Source organism: Streptomyces qaidamensis (genome assembly GCF_001611795.1).
Taxonomy (GTDB): Bacteria; Actinomycetota; Actinomycetes; order Streptomycetales; family Streptomycetaceae; genus Streptomyces; species Streptomyces qaidamensis.
Genome location: NZ_CP015098.1, coordinates 6739063 through 6757450, shown reverse-complemented (window position 1 = coordinate 6757450; position 18388 = coordinate 6739063). Strand labels below are relative to the sequence as shown.

15 protein-coding genes and 1 riboswitch are annotated in these 18388 nt (G+C 72.2%); of the genes, 5 read left to right on the top strand and 10 right to left on the bottom strand.

The annotated features are described in order from the left end of the window. Positions 1–1128, bottom strand: a complete 1128-nt coding sequence (locus A4E84_RS30085; protein WP_062929542.1) for a ferrochelatase — start codon at positions 1126–1128, stop codon at positions 1–3. 155 nt (positions 1129–1283) lie between these two features. Here A4E84_RS30085 and A4E84_RS30080 point away from each other — a divergent pair, with 155 nt between their 5' ends. The 3 genes from A4E84_RS30080 to sepH all read left to right on the top strand — a co-directional run bounded on the left by A4E84_RS30080 (position 1284) and on the right by sepH (position 5336). Continuing rightward, on the top strand, positions 1284–2522 hold the full coding sequence (locus A4E84_RS30080; RefSeq protein ID WP_062929541.1) for an MFS transporter: 1239 nt from the start codon (positions 1284–1286) through the stop codon (positions 2520–2522). Further along, positions 2482–3801 carry a D-arabinono-1,4-lactone oxidase gene (locus A4E84_RS30075; protein ID WP_062929540.1) on the top strand — a complete coding sequence of 440 codons (1320 nt, stop codon included), beginning with the start codon at positions 2482–2484 and terminating at the stop codon, positions 3799–3801. Before A4E84_RS30080 ends, A4E84_RS30075 begins: the two co-directional genes overlap by 41 nt. A 506-nt stretch (positions 3802–4307) precedes the next feature. Next, positions 4308–5336, top strand: coding sequence for a septation protein SepH (sepH, locus tag A4E84_RS30070; protein WP_062929539.1), 1029 nt, complete (start codon positions 4308–4310; stop codon positions 5334–5336). Between the two features lie 64 nt (positions 5337–5400). Here the strand turns inward: sepH and A4E84_RS30065 are convergent, their stop codons facing one another. Next, positions 5401–6252: a sulfurtransferase gene (locus A4E84_RS30065; RefSeq protein ID WP_062929538.1), complete on the bottom strand. Its 852-nt coding sequence runs from the start codon at positions 6250–6252 to the stop codon at positions 5401–5403. A gap of 250 nt (positions 6253–6502) precedes the next feature. Between A4E84_RS30065 and A4E84_RS30060 the strand changes: the two genes are divergently transcribed. Continuing rightward, entirely contained in the window at positions 6503–7306 is an 804-nt protein-coding gene (locus tag A4E84_RS30060) for a VOC family protein (RefSeq protein WP_062929537.1), read from the top strand. A 22-nt stretch (positions 7307–7328) separates the two neighbouring features. Here the strand turns inward: A4E84_RS30060 and A4E84_RS30055 are convergent, their stop codons facing one another. Genes A4E84_RS30055 through A4E84_RS30040 form a run of 4 tightly spaced genes read right to left on the bottom strand, consistent with a single transcriptional unit; the run spans position 7329 to position 12733 of the window. Beyond that, a complete protein-coding gene (locus tag A4E84_RS30055; RefSeq protein WP_062929536.1) occupies positions 7329–7979 on the bottom strand; it encodes a thymidine kinase in 651 nt (216 codons plus the stop codon). A gap of 45 nt (positions 7980–8024) precedes the next feature. Next, the gene (locus A4E84_RS30050; RefSeq protein ID WP_062929535.1) at positions 8025–9221 is read right to left on the bottom strand and encodes an alkaline phosphatase family protein; all 1197 of its coding nucleotides are present in this window, start codon (positions 9219–9221) and stop codon (positions 8025–8027) included. Continuing rightward, positions 9221–9808 (bottom strand): DUF5998 family protein, encoded by a 588-nt coding sequence (locus tag A4E84_RS30045; RefSeq protein WP_174569471.1) that lies wholly within the window; start codon positions 9806–9808, stop codon positions 9221–9223. The genes A4E84_RS30050 and A4E84_RS30045 overlap by 1 nt, the downstream gene beginning before the upstream one ends. A 51-nt stretch (positions 9809–9859) precedes the next feature. Next, positions 9860–12733 (bottom strand): bifunctional acetate--CoA ligase family protein/GNAT family N-acetyltransferase, encoded by a 2874-nt coding sequence (locus A4E84_RS30040; protein ID WP_062929533.1) that lies wholly within the window; start codon positions 12731–12733, stop codon positions 9860–9862. Positions 12734–12912: 179 nt separating this feature from the next. Here A4E84_RS30040 and A4E84_RS30035 point away from each other — a divergent pair, with 179 nt between their 5' ends. Then, on the top strand, positions 12913–13194 hold the full coding sequence (locus A4E84_RS30035; protein ID WP_030235221.1) for an HPr family phosphocarrier protein: 282 nt from the start codon (positions 12913–12915) through the stop codon (positions 13192–13194). A gap of 168 nt (positions 13195–13362) precedes the next feature. Here the strand turns inward: A4E84_RS30035 and A4E84_RS30030 are convergent, their stop codons facing one another. From A4E84_RS30030 to A4E84_RS30015, 4 genes are all read right to left on the bottom strand, one after another. Then, entirely contained in the window at positions 13363–14058 is a 696-nt protein-coding gene (locus tag A4E84_RS30030) for a GntR family transcriptional regulator (protein ID WP_062929532.1), read from the bottom strand. A 188-nt stretch (positions 14059–14246) separates the two neighbouring features. Next, positions 14247–15035, bottom strand: a complete 789-nt coding sequence (locus tag A4E84_RS30025; protein WP_062929531.1) for a M23 family metallopeptidase — start codon at positions 15033–15035, stop codon at positions 14247–14249. A 12-nt stretch (positions 15036–15047) separates the two neighbouring features. Next, positions 15048–15212, bottom strand: a riboswitch (cyclic di-AMP (ydaO/yuaA leader). A 192-nt stretch (positions 15213–15404) separates the two neighbouring features. After that, on the bottom strand, positions 15405–16793 hold the full coding sequence (locus A4E84_RS30020) for a M16 family metallopeptidase (RefSeq protein WP_062929530.1): 1389 nt from the start codon (positions 16791–16793) through the stop codon (positions 15405–15407). Beyond that, positions 16790–18151: a M16 family metallopeptidase gene (locus tag A4E84_RS30015; RefSeq protein ID WP_079129170.1), complete on the bottom strand. Its 1362-nt coding sequence runs from the start codon at positions 18149–18151 to the stop codon at positions 16790–16792. The genes A4E84_RS30020 and A4E84_RS30015 overlap by 4 nt, the downstream gene beginning before the upstream one ends. Positions 18152–18388: the final 237 nt, after the last annotated feature.

Here is an 18388-nt window from a genome sequence, read left to right as displayed (position 1 = left end):
TCACGCGTAGGTGCTGTCGGCGCCCGCGGCGGCGGGCCGGGGGGCGCGGGCCGGGCAGCAGCCGACCGGGCAGAGGTCGTGGCTCGCCCCGAGGGCGCCCAGGGCGCACGGTGTGACGTCCTGCCCGCGTTCGGCGGCGGCACGCTCCACGACCAGCTCGCGGATCGCGGCGGCGAACCTCGGGTCCGCGCCGACGGTGGCCGAGCGCCGCATCGGCAGTCCGAGCTCCTCCGCCCTGGCCTTGGCCTCCGTGTCGAGGTCGTACAGGACCTCCATGTGGTCGGAGACGAAGCCGATGGGGGCGATGACGACGGCCGGGACGCCGGCCGCGTGCCGCTCGTCGAGGTGGTCGCAGATGTCGGGCTCCAGCCACGGGATGTGCGGGGCGCCGGAGCGGGACTGGTAGACGAGCTGCCAGGGGTGGTCGACGCCGGTGCGCTCCCGGACGGCGTCGGCGATCTGCTGCGCCACGTCCAGGTGCTGCTTCACGTAGGCGCCGCCGTCGCCGTGCTCCTCGACGGGGCCGGAGGTGTCGGCGGAGGCCGTCGGGATCGAGTGCGTCGAGAAGGCGAGGTGTGCTCCGTCCCGGACGTCGTCGGGCAGCTCGGCGAGGGACCGGAGCACCCCGTCGATCATGGGCTCCAGGAAGCCGGGGTGGTTGAAGTAGTGCCGCAGCTTGTCGACCTTGGGCAGCTCCAGGCCCTCCGCCTCAAGGGCCGCGAGCGCGTCGGCGAGGTTCTCGCGGTACTGGCGGCAGCCCGAGTACGAGGCGTAGGCGCTGGTGGCGAGGACCAGGACGCGGCGACGGCCGTCGCGGACCATCTCCCGCAGCGTGTCCGTCAGGTACGGTGCCCAGTTGCGGTTGCCCCAGTACACCGGCAGGTCCAGGCCGTGGTCGGCGAAGTCCTTGCGCAGGGCGTCCAGCAGGGCGCGGTTCTGGTCGTTGATCGGGCTGACCCCGCCGAACAGGAAGTAGTGCTGCCCGACTTCCTTGAGGCGTTCCTTGGGGATGCCGCGCCCACGCGTCACGTTCTCCAGGAACGGGACCACGTCGTCCGGGCCTTCCGGGCCGCCGAACGAGAGCAGGAGCAGGGCGTCGTAGGGGCTGGCATCGCGCGCGTCTGGCATGAGTCGATCCTGCCACCCTGCACTGACAGCCGGGAAACGGCGGGTGACCCCCGCGCGGCGACCGATCCGGGACGGGGCCGGACGGGTGCTGCCGGGCATTCCAGACGTAAGCTGTGTCGACTGCGTTCGCAGCTTACTGAGCCCTCGGAGACCTCGTGCCCAGCCCTTACCGCGCCCTGTTCGCAGCCCCAGGCTCCAAGGGTTTCTCCGTCGCGGGCTTCTTCGGTCGCATCCCCATCTCGATGATGGGCATCGGCGTGGTCACGATGATCTCCCAGCTCACCGGGAGGTACGGCCTGGCCGGTGCCCTGTCGGCCACCATCGCGCTGTCCGCCGCGGTGGCCGGACCGCAGGTCTCGCGGCTGGTCGACCAGTACGGGCAGCGGCGGGTGCTGCGCCCGGCGACGCTGGTCTCGCTGGCCGCGGCGGTGCTCCTGCTGTGCGCGGCGCACTACGGGTGGCCCGACTGGGTGCTGTTCGCGGCGTGCGTGGGCATCGGCTGCGTCCCGAGCGTCGGCGCGATGATCCGGGCCCGCTGGGCGGCCCTGTACCGGGGGACGCCGCAGCTGCACACCGCGTACTCCTTCGAGTCCGTGGTGGACGAGGTGTGCTTCATCTTCGGGCCGATCATCTCCATCGGCCTGTCCACGGCCTGGTTCCCGGAGGCCGGTCCGCTGCTCGCCGCCTGTTTCCTGGCGGTCGGCGTCTTCTCGCTGACCGCGCAGCGCGCCACCGAGCCCGCACCCCACCCGCGTGAGCGGCGGGGCGGCGGCACGGCGATGCGCTCGCGGGGCCTTCAGGTCCTGGTGGCCACCTTCGTGGCGACCGGGGCGATCTTCGGGGCGGTCGACGTGGTGACCGTGGCCTTCGCCGAGGAGGAGGGGCACAAGGCCGCCGCCAGCGTCGTCCTCGCGGTGTACGCGGCGGGTTCCTGTGTGGCGGGCATGGTCTACGGGCTGCTGCACTTCGCCGGGCCGCCGGAACGCCGGTGGCTGCTGGGCGTGTGTGCCATGGCCGTGAGTATGATCCCCCTCCTACTGGTCGGAAACTTGCCGTTTCTGGCCGTGGCGCTGTTCGTTGCGGGTCTGTCCATCGCTCCGACGATGATCACGACCATGTCCCTCATCGAAGAGCACGTACCACGCGCGCAGCTCACCGAGGGCATGACCTGGGTGAGCACCGGGCTCGCGGCGGGTGTCGCACTCGGCTCCTCCGTGGCCGGCTGGGTGATCGACGCGGCCGGGGCGCGTGCCGGGTACGGGGTTCCGGCGGTGGCCGGGGCCGTCGCGGTCGCGGTGGGTTTCCTCGGGTTCCGCCGGCTCAAGCGACCGGCACCGGGTCGGGGAGGCTCCGTTGAGCAGCACAGCGAACGGAAAGAACGGCACGTGGCGTAACTGGGGCGGCAACGTCTCGGCCCGTCCCGCGCGGGAGGTCACCCCTGCTTCCGTCGACGAGCTGGCCGCCGCGGTGCGGCGGGCCGCCGAGGACGGTCTGAAGGTGAAGGCCGTCGGCGCCGGGCACTCCTTCACCTCCATAGCCGCGACGGACGGCATGTTGATCCGCCCTCAACTGCTGACCGGCATACGCAAGGTCGACCGCGAGAACATGACGGTCACGGTGGAGGCCGGCACCCCGCTCAAGAGGCTCAACATGGCCCTCGCCCGCGAGGGCCTGTCGCTCACGAACATGGGCGACATCATGGAGCAGACGGTCTCCGGCGCCACCAGTACCGGCACGCACGGCACGGGCCGTGACTCCGGCTCGATCGCCGCCCAGATCAAGGGCCTGGAGCTGGTCACCGCCGACGGTTCCGTCCTCACGTGCTGCGAGAAGGAGAACCCGGAGGTCTTCGCCGCCGCCCGCATCGGCCTCGGCGCCCTGGGCATCGTCACCGCGATCACCTTCGCCGTCGAGCCGGTCTTCCTGCTCACGGCCCGCGAGGAGCCGATGCCGTTCGACAAGGTCCTCTCCGACTTCGAGGAACTCTGGGCCGAGAACGAGCACTTCGAGTTCTACTGGTTCCCGCACACCGGCAGCACCAACACCAAGCGCAACAACCGCAGCGCGGGTCCGGAGAAGCCGGTGCCGCAGCTCAAGAGCTGGTTCGAGGACGAGTTCCTCTCCAACGGCGTCTTCCAGGTGGCCAACTGGGTCGGCCGCGCGGTGCCCGCCACGATTCCCGCGATCGCCCAGATCTCCAGCAAGGCCCTGTCCGCACGGACCTACACGGACATTCCTTACAAGGTCTTCACGTCCCCGCGCCGGGTGCGCTTCGTGGAGATGGAGTACGCCGTTCCGCGCGCGGCCGTCGTCGAGACGCTGCGCGAGCTGAAGGCGATGGTCGACCGCTCCGGCCTGCGGGTCAGCTTCCCCGTCGAGGTGCGCACCGCCCCCGCCGACGACATCGCGCTGTCCACCGCCTCCGGCCGGGACAGCGCGTACATCGCCGTCCACATGTTCCAGGGCACCCCCTACCAGCGGTACTTCACGGCGGCCGAGCGCATCTTCACCGCCCACGAGGGCCGTCCGCACTGGGGCAAGGTCCACACGCGGGACGCCGAGTACTTCTCCCGGGTGTATCCGCGCTTCGGTGAGTTCACGGCGCTGCGGGACCGCCTCGATCCTGATCGGCTGTTCCAGAACGACTACTTGCGGAGGGTTCTGGGGGCGTAGACGACACACTGGGGTGGTGTACCCGGCGTCTTCACGCCCGCCGGCGCTCGGGGCGGGATCGTCGCTCACGTCTGAGCACGTCGATCCGCTGCGGCTTCTCCATAACCCTTAGTTCCGATTCTGGTGATTACGTGAAGTTCCCCACGTTCAAGATCACACAACGGGGGAATGGGCGTCCAAGTCCCACCCCTCGCCAGAAGTTGGGCGGCGCGCCAATCCACGCACGTGGCCCGAATGGAGTACTGTTGCGAACCCTGGGTCCGGTCTCCCATGTGGGTGTACAGGGCCTTTAAGGACCGCCGGGAGGGGGCTAGTTGCACAGGGTGATGGAGTTCGTCACTTAGCGTTGCGAATAGGTAACCGTGCCATAACGGCGATCCAGGGCCCGCGCCCGACACGCCGGGCAACTCGGCAAGGTTGTGGCAGGCTGCACCCGGGCAGGCCACACTCGACTAGCGGAAGCAGCGACGCACGTGACGTCGGCAGGCACCACCCGGGAGGTCCCCATGCCCGAACTGCGTGTCGTGGCCGTCTCGAATGACGGCACACGGCTGGTGCTGAAGGCTGCCGACTCTACGGAGTACACGCTTCCGATCGACGAACGCCTGCGCGCTGCCGTGCGCGGCGACCGTCCCCGTCTCGGCCAGATCGAGATCGAGGTCGAGAGCCACCTCCGCCCCCGCGACATCCAGGCGCGTATACGTGCGGGCGCGACCGCGGAAGAGGTCGCGCAGATGGCCGGCATCCCCGTCGACCGGGTCCGCCGCTTCGAGGGCCCCGTGCTCGCCGAGCGCGCCTTCATGGCCGAGCGGGCCCGCAAGACCCCGGTCCGCCGCCCCGGCGAGAACTCCGGTCCGCCGCTGGGCGAAGCGGTGCAGGAACGACTGCTGCTGCGGGGCGCCGACAAGGACACCGTCCAGTGGGACTCATGGCGTCGCGACGACGGCACCTGGGAAGTCCTGCTGGTCTACCGCGTCGCGAGCGAGCCCCACTCGGCGAGCTGGACGTACGACCCGCCCCGGCGGCTCGTCCAGGCCGTCGACGACGAGGCGCGCTCCCTGATCGGCGAGTCCGACGACCTGGCCGCCCCGGAGCCCAGCTTCCCGTTCGTCCCGCGGATCGCCCGGCTGCCGCGCGACAGACCGCTGGACCGCCCCGAGCGGCCCAGCCTGCCCGCGCAGGCGTCCGAGCCGGACGAGGAGATCACCGGCGAGCGGGATTCCCTGACCAGTCTGCTGGAGGCGGTGCCGAGCTTCCGCGGCGACCTCGTCGTCCCGGAACTGCCCCCGGCGGAGCCCGAGGAGGAGCCCGTCGTCGCCGAGGTCGAGGAGGAGGAGCCCCCGGCTCCCGCCGCCTCGGCCGGATCCGCCTACGCGGACGTGCTCATGCCGCGATCGGTGGGCAGCCACCGCGACCGGCTCATCGGTGCCACCGACCGCCAGGCCGAGGCGGACGGCGTACGCCCGGGCCGCAGAGCGGCCGTCCCGAGCTGGGACGAGATCGTGTTCGGGACGCGACGCAAGAAGCAGGAGTAGCCGGGTCAGCCGTCGGACGACGAGGGGCCGTGCCTTCCGGGCCCGGCCCTCTCCCCGTGTCAGGTCACTGCGGATCCGGCCCGACGGCGACCGGCCGGTCCGGGTCCGAGGACCACTCCGACCACGACCCCACGTACAGCTCGGCCGGAATGCCCGCGGCCGCCAGCGCCAGGACCTCGTGGGCGGCGGACACCCCCGACCCGCAGTACACACCGACCCGCGAACCCTCCCTCACGCCGAGTCCCTCGAAGCGCGCCCGCAGTTCCCCGGCGGGCAGGAAGCGCCCGTCGGCCCCCACGTTCTCCGTGGTGGGTGCCGACACCGCGCCCGGGATGTGCCCGGCCACCGGGTCGATCGGCTCCACCTCGCCCCGGTACCGCTCCCCCGCCCGCGCGTCCAGCAGCACACCGGACCGCGCCAGAGCCGCGGCGGCATCCGCGTCGAGCAGCCCCGTCACCCCCGGCTCGGGCACGAAGTCGCCCTCGGCCGGGGCCGGCACGGACTTCTCCAACGGCCCCTCCCAGGACGGCAACCCGCCGTCGAGGGCCCGCACGTCCGGGTGACCCGTCCAGCGCAGCAGCCACCACGCCCGGGCCGCCGCCCAGCCCTGGCCGCCGTCGTAGACGACCACCGGGGTGCCGGCCGACACGCCCGCCCGGCGCATCGCGGCACCGAAGCGCGCGAGGTCCGGCAGCGGATGCCGGCCGCCCTTGCCCGGCGCGGAGGCCAACTCCCGGTCCAGGTCGACGTAGACGGCCCCGGGCAGGTGCCCTGCCTCGTACGCGGCCCGGCCGTCGAACGGCGGCTCGCCGGCCGTCCTGGCGGCGGTGAGCTGCCAGCGGACATCGAGCAGGACCGGCGGGTGGGCGCTGTCGAGGTCCTTCGCGAGGTCGGATGCGGAGATGATGGCGTTCATGGTCCCCATCCTCGCGCACGGGGGTGGCCGAGCCGTCCGTGTCCGGCTACTCTGCTCGGCCGGAGCGGGTCGATCACACGGTGTACGGGAACAAGCACATGCTGTACAGCTGAACGACACCTTCCGACAAGCGCGCCGCGAGGGGCGAGGCCCGCACATCGGGCATTCTCCCGGACAGGGGACGCCCCACAGGGCTGACCCACCAGGCTGCGGAGAGCACGGCCACCGCGAGGCCGAGAAGAGAGTGACGATGACCGACGCACGGGGGTCCGCCGGGCCGAACGGTGACCCACCCGCCCGGCACGTGCCCGGCGCGCCCTGCTGGGTGAGCCTGATGGTGCACGGACTGGACGCGACCGAGGAGTTCTACGGAGCGCTGTTCGGCTGGGAGTTCCAGCCGGGCCCCCAGCAGCTCGGCCCGTATGTGCGCGCGCTGCTCGACGGGCGCGAGGTGGCCGGCCTCGGCCGACTGCCACCGGACCGTCACCTGCCCATCGCCTGGACGCCCTACTTCGCATCGAGGAACGCGGATCTGACGGCCGAAACGGTGCGCAGCCGCGGCGGAACGATCGGTGTGGGTCCGCTGGACGCCGCCGACGCCGGCCGCCTGGCGATCTGCTCGGACCCCTCGGGCGCGGTGTTCGGCATCTGGCAGGCCGCCGCGCACCTGGGCACCGCCGTCTCGGGCGTCCCCGGCACACCCGCCTGGAACGAGCTGCTGACCTTCGAGTCGGCGAGTGTCGCCAAGTTCTACCGGACGGTGTTCGGCTACGAGGAGGAGCCGGTGGTCTCCGCCGACTTCGACTACGTGGCCCTGCACCTGGGCGGCGAACCCGTCGCCGGCATCCACGGTGTGGGGCACGCCCTGCCCCGCGACCGGGGGCCGCACTGGGTCACGTACTTCCAGGTCGCCGATGTCGACGACGCCGTGGACCATCTCCTCCACCTGGGCGGGCAGGTCCTCAAGCCGGTGCACGACACCGCCCACGGGCGGGTGGCGGGGGTGGCGGACCCGGAAGGGGCACGGTTCGCGCTGGTGCAGCGGCCGGACTGACGGCCGGAGCGCCGGACGCGGGTCAGGCGGACGTCACCGGCAGCACGTCCGGGGACAGGGCCGCCGCATGGGAGGTCGCCGCGGTCATCCGGCGACGGTGGTGACGGCGGCACAGCACCTCGTACCCGACCTCGTCGACGGAGTGGGTGACGTCGCCGACGACCACCTGGGCTCCCTCGACGACCATCACCCCGCCTATCGTGCGGGCGTTGTGCGTGGCACGGGCTCCGCACCAGCACAGGGCCTCGACCTGGAGCACCTCGACCCGGTCGGCCAGTTCCACCAGCCGCTGCGAGCCGGGGAACAGCTTGGAGCGGAAGTCGGTCGTGATGCCGAAGGCGTAGACGTCCAGGCTCAGGTCGTCGACCACACGCGCGAGTTGGTCGATCTGCTCCGGCGCGAGGAACTGCGCCTCGTCGGCGATCACGTAGTCGGCGCGGCCGCCCTGCGAGAGATGGTCGACGAGGTAGCCGTAGAGATCCTGCCCGTCGCCGACCTCCACCGCGTCCGTCACCAGGCCGAGGCGCGAGGACAGCTTGCCCTCGCCGGCCCGGTCGTCGCGCGAGAAGATCATGCCCTGCAAGCCGCGCGCCGAGCGGTTGTGCTCGATCTGGAGAGCCAGCGTCGACTTTCCGCAGTCCATGGTTCCGCAGAAGAACACCAGCTCGGGCATGGGGAGTTGAGCACCTTTCGGCGTGGAGGTCGGCGTGGGGCTGTGTCAGGAGCGTACTTCGAGCAGGGGGACCAGCTGCTCGGCGGGGGTCATCGAACCGTGGTTGCCGACCATGGCCGACTCCTTCGGCTCCCGCTCGGAGGCGATGAGCAGGACGTCGTCCCGCGCGGCCGCGACCACGTCACCGATCCTGCCGTACACCCGTTCGTCGATCTGCGGGCCGAACCAGCCCGCCGCGATGGCCTCGTCGCGTGAGGCCACCCAGAACTGCTCGCCGAGCACCTCGCGCCAGCAGGTCAGGACGTCGTTCGCCGCGCCGGGCACCGCGTAGACGTGGCGGGCGCGGCCTTCGCCGCCGAGCAGGGCGACACCCGCGCTCAACTCCCAGTCCTCGTCGAAGTCGATGCGGTGCTGCTCGTCGAACGGCACGTCGATCATGCCGTGGTCGGCGGTGACGTAGAGGGCGCTGCGCGGCGGCAGTTGTTCGGCCAGGCGCTGGACCAGGCGGTCGGCGTACATGAGCTGGCCGCGCCAGGCGTCGGAGTCGACGCCGAAGCGGTGACCGGCGCCGTCCACCTCGGCGAAGTACGTGTACACCAGGGAGCGGTCGCCCGCAGCCAGTTGCTCGGCCGCCAGGTCCATGCGGTCCTCGCCGGTGAGCCGCCCCAGGAACGTTCCGCCACTGAGCGCGACCCTGGTCAGCGGGGTGTTCTGGAAGGTCGGGGACGACACCTGCGCGGCGTGCACCCCGGCCGCGTGCGCCAGCTGGAAGACCGTGGGGTACGGCTGCCAGGCGCCGGGCTGCGTCCAGGGCTGCCAGCGCAGCTGGTTCATCAGCTCGCCGGTGTCCGGGTTGCGGACGGTGTAGCCGGGCAGGCCGTGCGCGCCGGGCGGCAGGCCCGTGCCGACGGAGGCGAGGGAGGTCGCTGTGGTCGCCGGGTAGCCGGCGGTGAGCGGACGCCCGGTGCCGCCGCGGGAGGTGGCGAGGAGGGACGTCATGAAGGGCGCGTCCTCGGGGTGCGCCTTCAGCTGCTCCCAGCCGAGACCGTCGATCAGGAACACGCAGTTCCGGTCGGCGGGGGTCAGCTCGGTGATCGCGGCGTTCATGTCCGGGACGCCGAGACCGGCGGCCAGGGTGGGCAGGAGGTCGGCGAGCGATCCGCTGCCGTACTCAGGGGCAGGTGCGGAGGCGACGGTCAGCGGTTCGGGGTGGGGGTCCCAGGCCGTCTCGGGCTGTGCCATCAGCGGGTCGTGTCCGCGGTCGCCTCGGAGAGGGCCTGCGCGAACGCGAGCGCCTCACGCACGGTCTCCGGTCCGTCCCCGGCCTCGCTGACGCGCAGGCTGAGGTCGTCCGCCGTCGAGTTGCCCGTGTAGCCGTGGTCCGCCTCGCAGTTGGGGTCGCCGCAGGCGGCCGGCTCCAGGTCGATGCGGGAGACGGCGCCCCAGCCGATGGTGAGGACGACCTCACGGGGCAGGGTGCCCGGCTTGTAGGACTCGGGGTTGGCGACCACCCGGCTGACCACGATCGACGAGATGCGGCCGATCTTCACGGACTCCGTCGACGTCGTGGCGTACGGCGTCGGGGAGGTGCTGTCGGCGGCCTGTTCGTCGGTGTGGCTGACGATGAAGCGGTTGTCCGTGAGGACGAGCACCGTCACGTGCCGCCGCACCTCGTTCTGGTCGAACGTCGTCTCCTGGTGGACCAGGAACGACCGCATGGGCTCACCGCCCACGGCGGCCTCCACCGCCTCGGCCACGAGGGCCGGGTAGTAGCCGCTGCGCTCGATCGCCGCCCGCAGCCCCTGGGTCGTCGTACTGGTCTTGGCCATGACGCCCATCCTACGGGGGACCACTGACTGCGAGGGACAGGTCGCCCCCTGTCAGTAGGCGGGAAGGGTCCGCGGGCCGAGGTCGTCGCGGGCGGGCGGGGGCGCGAGGCGGACGGAGGCGCCGAGGACGCTCAGGCCGTGCGAGGCGACGACCACCGGCTCCAGGGTGACCGCGACGACCTCGGGATGGTCGTCGACCAGCCGGGACACCCGCAGCAGCAGCTCCTCCAGGGCCCGGGTGTCCGCGGGTGCGGAGCCGCGCCAGCCGAACAGCAGGGGGGCGGTGCGGATCGAGCGCACCAGCGAGGTCGCCTCCCGGTCGGTGACCGGGATCAGCCGGTGCGCGGTGTCCCCGAGCAGCTGCGAGGCGGCCCCGGCGAGCCCGAAGGAGAGCACCGCTCCGGCCGCGGGGTCGATGACGGCCCGTACGACGACGTCCACGCCGCGCGGTGCCATCCGCTGCACCACCGGCCGCAGCTCCTCCGGCGCGCCGAACAGCTCGGTCAACTCGGCGTACGAGCGGCGCAGTTGGTCCTCGTCGGCGAGGTCGAGGCGGACGCCGCCCAGGTCGGCTCGGTGCCTGAGGTGCGGGGCGGTGGCCTTGAGCGCCACGGGGTAGCCGAGGGTGCGGGCGGCCTCGACGGCGGCGTCGGGAGTCGGGGCGGGCAGGGCGCGGTGGACCTGGACGCCGTAGTGGCCGAGGAGGTCGCAGGTCTCGTCCGTGCCGAGTGTGAGTCCCTGCCCGCGCGCGAGCAGGCCGTCGATCAGTGCCGCGGCACCCCTTTCGTCGATGTCGTCGTACTCGGGCACCTTGCCGGGGTCGGCGGCGTCGCGCCGCCACTGCGCGTAGGCGACGGCCTGGCCGAGGGCGCGGACGGCACGCTCGGCGGCGGGGTAGGCGGGGATGAGGTGGGCGCCTTCGGGAGCCTCGGTGGCGGGGAGGCGGTCCTCGGCGGGTGTCGAGCCGGTTGCGCTTTGAGGCTGTTTGCCCGACTCTGCGCGTGATGCCCGGCCGGGAGCTGATGGCCGGGTTCTGCCCGAGCCGGTCTGCGGTGCCGTGCTCGACGCCGCCGACAGGGCCTCCGCCAGGCCGCCGAGCTCCACGTGGACCACCAGGACCGGCTTGCCCGGGGCCGCGGCCGAGGCGGAGCGCAGGGCCTCTGCGAGGGCCGCGTCACGGACCGAGCCCTCCCCCACCGCCGGTATGGCGGTGACGACGACGGCGTCGCACCGGTCGTCGGCGAGCGCGCGGGACAGGGCGGCGTGGAAGTCCGCCGCGGAGGCCGCGGTGGTCAGGTCCTGCGGGGGGTGCGGCCGCAGGCCCTCGGCGAGGCACGCGTCGTACGTCAGCAGGCCGAGCGACTCCGAGTTGCCCAGGATCGCCACCCTGGGGCCCGCGGGCAGGGGCTGGCGGGCGAGCAGCAGGCCCGCGTCCACCAGCTCGGTGATGGTGTCGACGCGGATGACGCCGGCCTGGCGCAGCAGCGCCGACACGGTCGCGTGCGGCAGCCGGGTCGCCCGTACGGCGTGCCCCTGGGGGGCGGCGCCGTGCCGCGCGCCCTGGACGACGACCAGGGGCTTGGCCGCGGCGGTCCGGCGGGCGAGGCGGGTGAACTTGCGTGGATTGCCGATGGACTCCAGGTACATGAGGACGACGTCGGTGTCGGGATCCTCGTACCAGTACTGCAGGACATCGTTGCCGGAGACGTCGGCGCGGTTGCCGGAGGAGACGAAGGTGGAGACGCCGGTCACGCCCGTGACGCCGCCGCCGCGCCGGTGCAGCCGGGACAGCAGGGCGATGCCGATGGCACCGGACTGGGCGAACAGGCCGATCCGGCCGGGGCGCGGCACCTCGGGGGCGAGGGAGGCGTTGAGCCGTACCTGCGGGGAGGTGTTGATGATGCCGAAGGCGTTGGGGCCGATGATGCGCATGCCGTACGTGCGCGCGTGCCGGACGAGGGCGCGCTGACGTTCGCGCCCCTCGTGGCCGCCGCCCTCGGCGTACCCGGCGGAGACCACGACGAGTCCCTGCACGCCGTGTTCGCCGCACTCGGTGACGACCTCGGTGACCTGCTCGGCCGGTACGGCGACGACGGCGAGGTCGACCGGACCGTCGATGTCCCGCACCGAGCGGTGCGCGGGCACGCCGTCGAGCTCCTTCCGCCCCTCGGGGAGAGCCTTGTTCACGGCGTACAGGCGGCCGGTGAACCCGGCGTCGCGGATGTTGCCGAGGACGCTGCGGCCCACTCCGCCCGGGGTGCGCCCGGCGCCGATGACGGCGACCGAGCCGGGGGCGAGGAGCCGCTGCACGGAGCGTGCCTCGGCGCGGTGTTCGCGGGCGTACTGCACGGCGAGGGAGCGGTCGGTTGGTTCGAGGTCGAACTCCAGACGGACGACGCCGTCCTCGAAGCTGCGCTTCTGGGTGTAGCCGGCGTCCGTGAACACCTTGATCATCTTGGTGTTGGCGGGCAGCACCTCGGCGGCGAAGCGGCGGATGCCGCGCTCGCGGGCGACGGCACCGATGTGTTCGAGCAGGGCGGAGGCGACCCCGCGGCCCTGGTGGGCGTCCTGCACGAGGAAGGCGACCTCGGCCTCGTCGGCGGGTGCGGACGCGGGCGTTCCGTCCGGGCCGATCCGGTCGTAGCGTACGGTGGCGATGAACTCGCCGCCGACCGTGGCCGCGAGTCCCACCCGGTCCACAAAGTCGTGGTGCGTGAAGCGGTGGACGTCCTTGGCGGACAGGCGAGGGTACGGCGCGAAGAAGCGGTAGTACTTCGACTCGTCGGAGACCTGCTCGTAGAAGCTGACCAGGCGATCGGCGTCATCAACGGTGATGGGCCGGATGCGCGCGGTGCCCCCGTCGCGCAGCACCACGTCGGCTTCCCAGTGGGCGGGATACTCGTGCCGGTCCGGCGAGGTCTGCATGGGCCCCAGAGTACGGCTAGCGCCTGACAACGGCGCGAGGCAGTCTGTGGAGGGCATCAGTCGGGTCGAGGCCGCGATCCGACGGCGCCCCTGGAGTGGAACGCGAGAACCGCTCCTGGTGGGCTTCACGATATGGGAAACTGGTCTAGACAACCCTGAACACCGAAGGGCAGCAACACATGGCTGAGCGCCGCGTCAACGTCGGCTGGGCCGAGGGTCTCCACGCCCGCCCCGCCTCCATCTTCGTCCGAGCCGCCACGGCCGCAGGCGTCCCGGTGACGATCGCCAAGGCTGGCGGCACCCCCGTCAACGCGGCCTCGATGCTGGCCGTCCTGGGCCTCGGCGCCCAGGGTGGCGAGGAGATCGTCCTCGCCTCCGACGCCGAGGGCGCGGACGCCGCCCTGGACCGGCTGGCCAAGCTGGTCTCCGAGGGTCTCGAGGAACTGCCCGAGACCGTCTGATGTCCCGTGCGCCCTTTCCGGCGCACACCGAAGGGCTCGTCCGAATTCACCGGGCGGGCCCTTCGTCATTCCCGGTCGCCACGGGGCGGGAATTCTAGAATTCCCCGTTTCCAGGCAGGGGGAAATAGGCCGTCACGAATTGCCTGCTCTTTGTATACGGCCGTCGTGTTAATGCCGCGGGCTCGCCGTGTTTACGGGATGTTGCGAGTTCCTCACACGGTCGGCGGACTCCCTGCCCGAGCCGAATCGCAGACGGTGCGCGCCCGTCGCACGCTCGGCGTGCAGCGCCGTGACCGCCCGCGCGCGCTCGCCGTCCCCGCGCGCCACCGCGTCCACGATCGCGCCGTGCTCCGTCCAGGACTCCACGGGGCTGGCCGGCGCGTCCACGGCGTACATCCACGCGATCTTGTGGCGGAGCTGGGTGAGCATCGAGGTCAGTGCGGGGCTGCCGGAGGCCTGGGCGAGTGTTTCGTGGAACCAGCCGCCGAGGGAGCGCAGGTCGTCGCTGCTGCCGCGGCGGGCCCGCTCCTGGCCCAGCCGGACCAGTCCGCGCAGGACCTTCAGATGCGCCTCGGTGCGGCGCTGGGCGGCGCGGGCCGCACCGAGCGGCTCCAGGAGCATGCGCATCTCCAGCAGGTCGCCCGCCTCCTGCTCGGTGGGTTCGGCCACGCAGGCGCCGGCGTGCCGTCGGGTCACCACGAAGCCCTCGGCCTCCAGGGTGCGCAGCGCCTCCCGGACGGGCACCCGCGAGACGCCGTAGCGGCGTGCGAGGAGTTCCTCGGTGAGCCGGCTGCCGCGTGCGTGGACGCCCGCGACGATGTCGTCCCGGATGGCCGTGCACACCGAGTGCGCGGGAATACGCATGACCGACCTCCCCTTAATCCCCGAGAAACGCCGGCGAGCGGCGTCCGTTCCGTGACTCTATTGCAATGAGCCGGAATTTCCGACGGCCATCGGGAATCCAGGGATATTTTTTGGACAGGCTGCCGCCGTAAACGCCGAAAGCCCCGGCTCGGGGAGCCGGGGCTTCGGGAACAGCGCGGGGGTTCCCGTCAGACGCTCACGCCGTGCGAGCGGAGGTAGGCGACCGGGTCGATGTCCGAGCCGTACTCCTGGCTCGTACGGGCCTCGAAGTGCAGGTGCGGGCCGGTGACGTTGCCGGTCGCGCCGGACAGGCCGATCTGCTGGCCGGGGGTGACCTGCTGGCCCACCGAGACGCCGACGGAGGACAGGTGTCCGTACTGGGTGTACGTCCCGTCGTTCATCTTGATCACGATCTGGTTGCCGTACGAGCCGCCCCAGCCGGCCTCGACGACGGTGCCCGCGCCGACCGCGTGGACGGAGGTGCCGGTGGCGGCGTGGAAGTCGACGCCGGTGTGGCTGCCGGAGGACCACAGGCCGCTGCTGGCCTTGTAGCCGGTGGAGACGTACGAGCCGGAGATCGGGGCCAGGTAGGCGTTGAGGCGCTTGCGCTCGGCCTCGCGGGCGGCGCGCTCCTTGGCCTCGCGGTCCTTCTCGGCCGCTTCCTTGGCCCTCTCGGCCAACTCCGCGGCCTGCTTGCGCGCGGTCTCCTCGGCCTTCTGCTTGGCGGCGGCCTCGTCGGCGGCCTGCTGCTGCGCGATCGCCTGGGCGTCGATCTGCTGGGCCACGGTGTCGCCCATGGTGACGACCGGGGTGAGGCCGGTCTGCTCGGGGCTGGGCTCGGCGGCGAAGGCAGCGGGGGCCGCCACGGTGCCGATCACGCCGGTGGTGGCGAGGGCCGCGACGCCCGCCGCGCGGGCGGTGCCGCGCTGGATCCTGCTGGGACGACGGTGCTTCCCGGTGGCGCGAGTGAACGCCATGTAGTGGCTGGTCCTTTCCTTCCCTCTCGCCTACCGGGTTAGCTGACGGGTTCGGAGCAGGAAGGTCTCCTACGGACTCCCTCGCGACTCGCGCGGGCGCCCGATTCACCCCAGGGACTGCGATGGGTCCCCGGCTCCCCTGGCTCGCGCCGTACGGGGACTCGGCGATGACTGTCCGGTGCCGCGGGTGCGGCGCACTGCCTGACGAACAGCCCGGATGACGCTAAGCGGCGCCGCTTTCAATTCCCAAACGAATCCCGGTGTTTGTAGCGCATCCCACAGGGCAGACAGGCAACCTCCGTACCAATTCGGGCATAAAGGAGCCCTGGTGCCTTGGAAGACAACCAGGGCTCCTCCGCGCGCGTGCCGCTACTCGGCGGCGACGACGGTGACTTCGCCGATGCCCAGGGCCTCGACAGGCGCCTTGATCTGCGCCGCGTCACCGACGAGTACGGTCACCAGACGGTCCACCGGGAAGGCGCTCACGGCCGCCGCGGTGGCCTCCACGGTGCCGGTCGCGGCGAGCTGACGGTACAGCGTGGCCTGGTAGTCGTCGGGCAGGTGCTGCTCGACCTGGTCGGCCAGCGTGCTCGCGACCGCCGCGGCCGTCTCGTACTTGAGCGGAGCCACGCCGACCAGGTTCTGCACGGCGACGTCCCGCTCGGCGTCGGTCAGTCCCTCGGCGGCGAGGGTGCGCAGCACCGTCCAGAGGTCCTCCAGAGCGGGGCCTGTGTTGGGCGTGTCGACGGAACCGCTGATGGCGAGCATCGCGGCACCCGTGCCGTCCGGGGCGGACCTGAGGACCTGGCCGAACGCCCGTACGCCGTAGGTGTAGCCCTTCTCCTCGCGCAGGACGCGGTCCAGACGGGAGGTGAGGGTGCCGCCGAGGCAGTACGTGCCGAGCACCTGCGCGGGCCACACGCGGTCGTGCCGGTCCGGGCCGACCCGGCCGATCAGCAGCTGCGTCTGGACGGCGCCGGGGCGGTCCACGATGACGACCCGGCCGGTGTCGTCGGCGGTCACCGGCGGCACGGGGCGGGGCTCGGCCGAGGAGCCCGTCCAGGCGCCCAGGGTGTCCCCGAGCAGGGTGTCGAGGTCGATGCCGGTGAGGTCACCGACGACCACGGCGGTGGCCGTGGCGGGGCGGACGTGCTTCTCGTAGAAGCCGCGAACGGCCGCGGAGTCGATCGCGGCGACCGTCTCCTCGGTGCCCTGCCGTGGCCGCGACATGCGCGCGTCCGACGGGAACAGCTCCTTGGAGAGCTCCTTGGCGGCGCGGCGGGAGGGGTTGGCCAGTTCGTGCGGGATCTCGTCGAGGCGGTTGGTGACCAGCCGCTCGACCTCGCTGTCGGCGAACGCGGGCGCCCTCAGCGCGTCGGCGATCAGGTTCAGCCCCTTGGCGAGCCGGGAGGCCGGCACCTCCAGGCTGAGCCGGACGCCGGGGTGGTCGGCGTGCGCGTCGAGGGTGGCACCCGCGCGCTCCAGCTCGGCGGCGAACTCCTCGGCGGAGTGCTTGTCGGTGCCCTCGGAGAACGCCCGGGCCATGATCGTGGCCACACCGTCGAGACCGCCCGGCTCCGCGTCCAGGGGGGCGTCCAGCAACACCTCCACGGCGACGACCTGCTGGCCGGGGCGGTGGCAGCGCAGCACCGTCAGGCCGTTGTCGAGCGTGCCGCGCTCGGGGGCGGGGAAGGCCCACGGCCGGGCGTCGCCCGCCTGCGGCCGGGGGTGGAATTCCATCGTGGCGAGCTCGGTCACTTGGCCGCCTCCTCGTTCTCGTCGCCGGCCGCGGCTGCGGTGTCCTCGGTGGTGTCCTCGTCGGTGACGGGCTCGTACACGAGCACCGCGCGGTTGTCGGGCCGCAGGCGGGCCTTGGCGACCTCCTGGACCTCCTCCGCCGTGATCTCCAGCACACGCTGGACGGCGGTCAGGGCGAGCTGCGGGTCGCCGAACAGCACGGCGTACCGGCACAGTTCGTCGGCGCGGCCGGCGACCGTGCCGAGCCGGTCCAGCCACTCGCGCTCCAGCTGGGCCTGGGCGCGCTCCATCTCCTCGGCCGTGGGGCCCTCCTCGGCGAACCGGGCGAGCTCCTCGTCGATGGCGGTCTCGATGACCGGAACCTCCACGTCACCGGACGTCTTCACGTCCAGCCACCCCAGGGAGGGAGCCCCGGCGAGCCGCAGCAGGCCGAAGCCGGCCGCCACGGCCGTACGGTCGCGCCGCACCAGCCGGTTGTAGAGGCGGGAGGACTCGCCGCCGCCGAGGACGGTGAGGGCCAGGTCGGCCGCGTCGCACGCGCGCGTGCCGTCGTGCGGCAGCCGGTAGGCGGCCATCAGGGCGCGCGCCGGGACCTCCTCCTCGACGACCTCGCGCAGCTGCTCTCCGATGGTCTCCGGCAGCGAGCCGTCGCGCGGAGCGGGCTTGCCGTCGTGACCGGGGATGGAGCCGAAGTACTTCTCGACCCAGGCGAGGGTCTGCTCCGGGTCGATGTCGCCGACCACGGAGAGCACGGCGTTGTTCGGCGCGTAGTAGGTGCGGAAGAACGCGCGTGCGTCCTCCAGGGTCGCCGCGTCCAGGTCGGCCATGGAGCCGATCGGAGTGTGGTGGTAGGGGTGGCCCTCCGGGTAGGCGAGCGCGGTCAGCTTCTCGAAAGCGGTGCCGTAGGGGACGTTGTCGTAGCGCTGGCGGCGCTCGTTCTTGACGACGTCCCGCTGGTTCTCCATCGACTCGTCGTCGAGCGCGGTCAGCAGCGAGCCCATGCGGTCGGCCTCCAGCCAGAGGGCGAGCTCCAGCTCGTGGGCGGGCATGGTCTCGAAATAGTTGGTCCGCTCGAAGCTGGTCGTGCCGTTCAGCGAGCCGCCCGCGCCCTGGACGAGCTCGAAGTGGCCGTTGCCCTTGACCTGGGCGGAACCCTGGAACATCAGGTGCTCGAAAAGGTGAGCCAGGCCGGTGCGTCCCTTGACTTCGTGGCGCGAGCCGACGTCGTACCAGAGGCACACCGCCGCGACCGGGGTCAGGTGGTCCTCGGAGAGCACCACGCGCAGGCCGTTGGCCAGGCGGTGCTCGGTCGCTGTCAGGCCCCCGGAGCCTGCCTGGGCTGTGGCCGTGTGACCCATGGGCATGTACGTCCCTTCGATCGCGGAGCGGTCTTCACAACCGCGGATTCCTGCCGGTCCTGCCACTGTATGCAAGCGTGCGAAGCCCTGGTGAAGTTCCCGGGCGGCATACGCCGAGAGCGAGCACGGACGACCGTTCCCGACGGGCTGTCGGACGGCCCGGCAGGCGTCGGAGACCGGGCCCTGGTCCCGGTTGTCAGTGCGGCGGTCCACAATGGTCGGCGTCAGATCCGGATC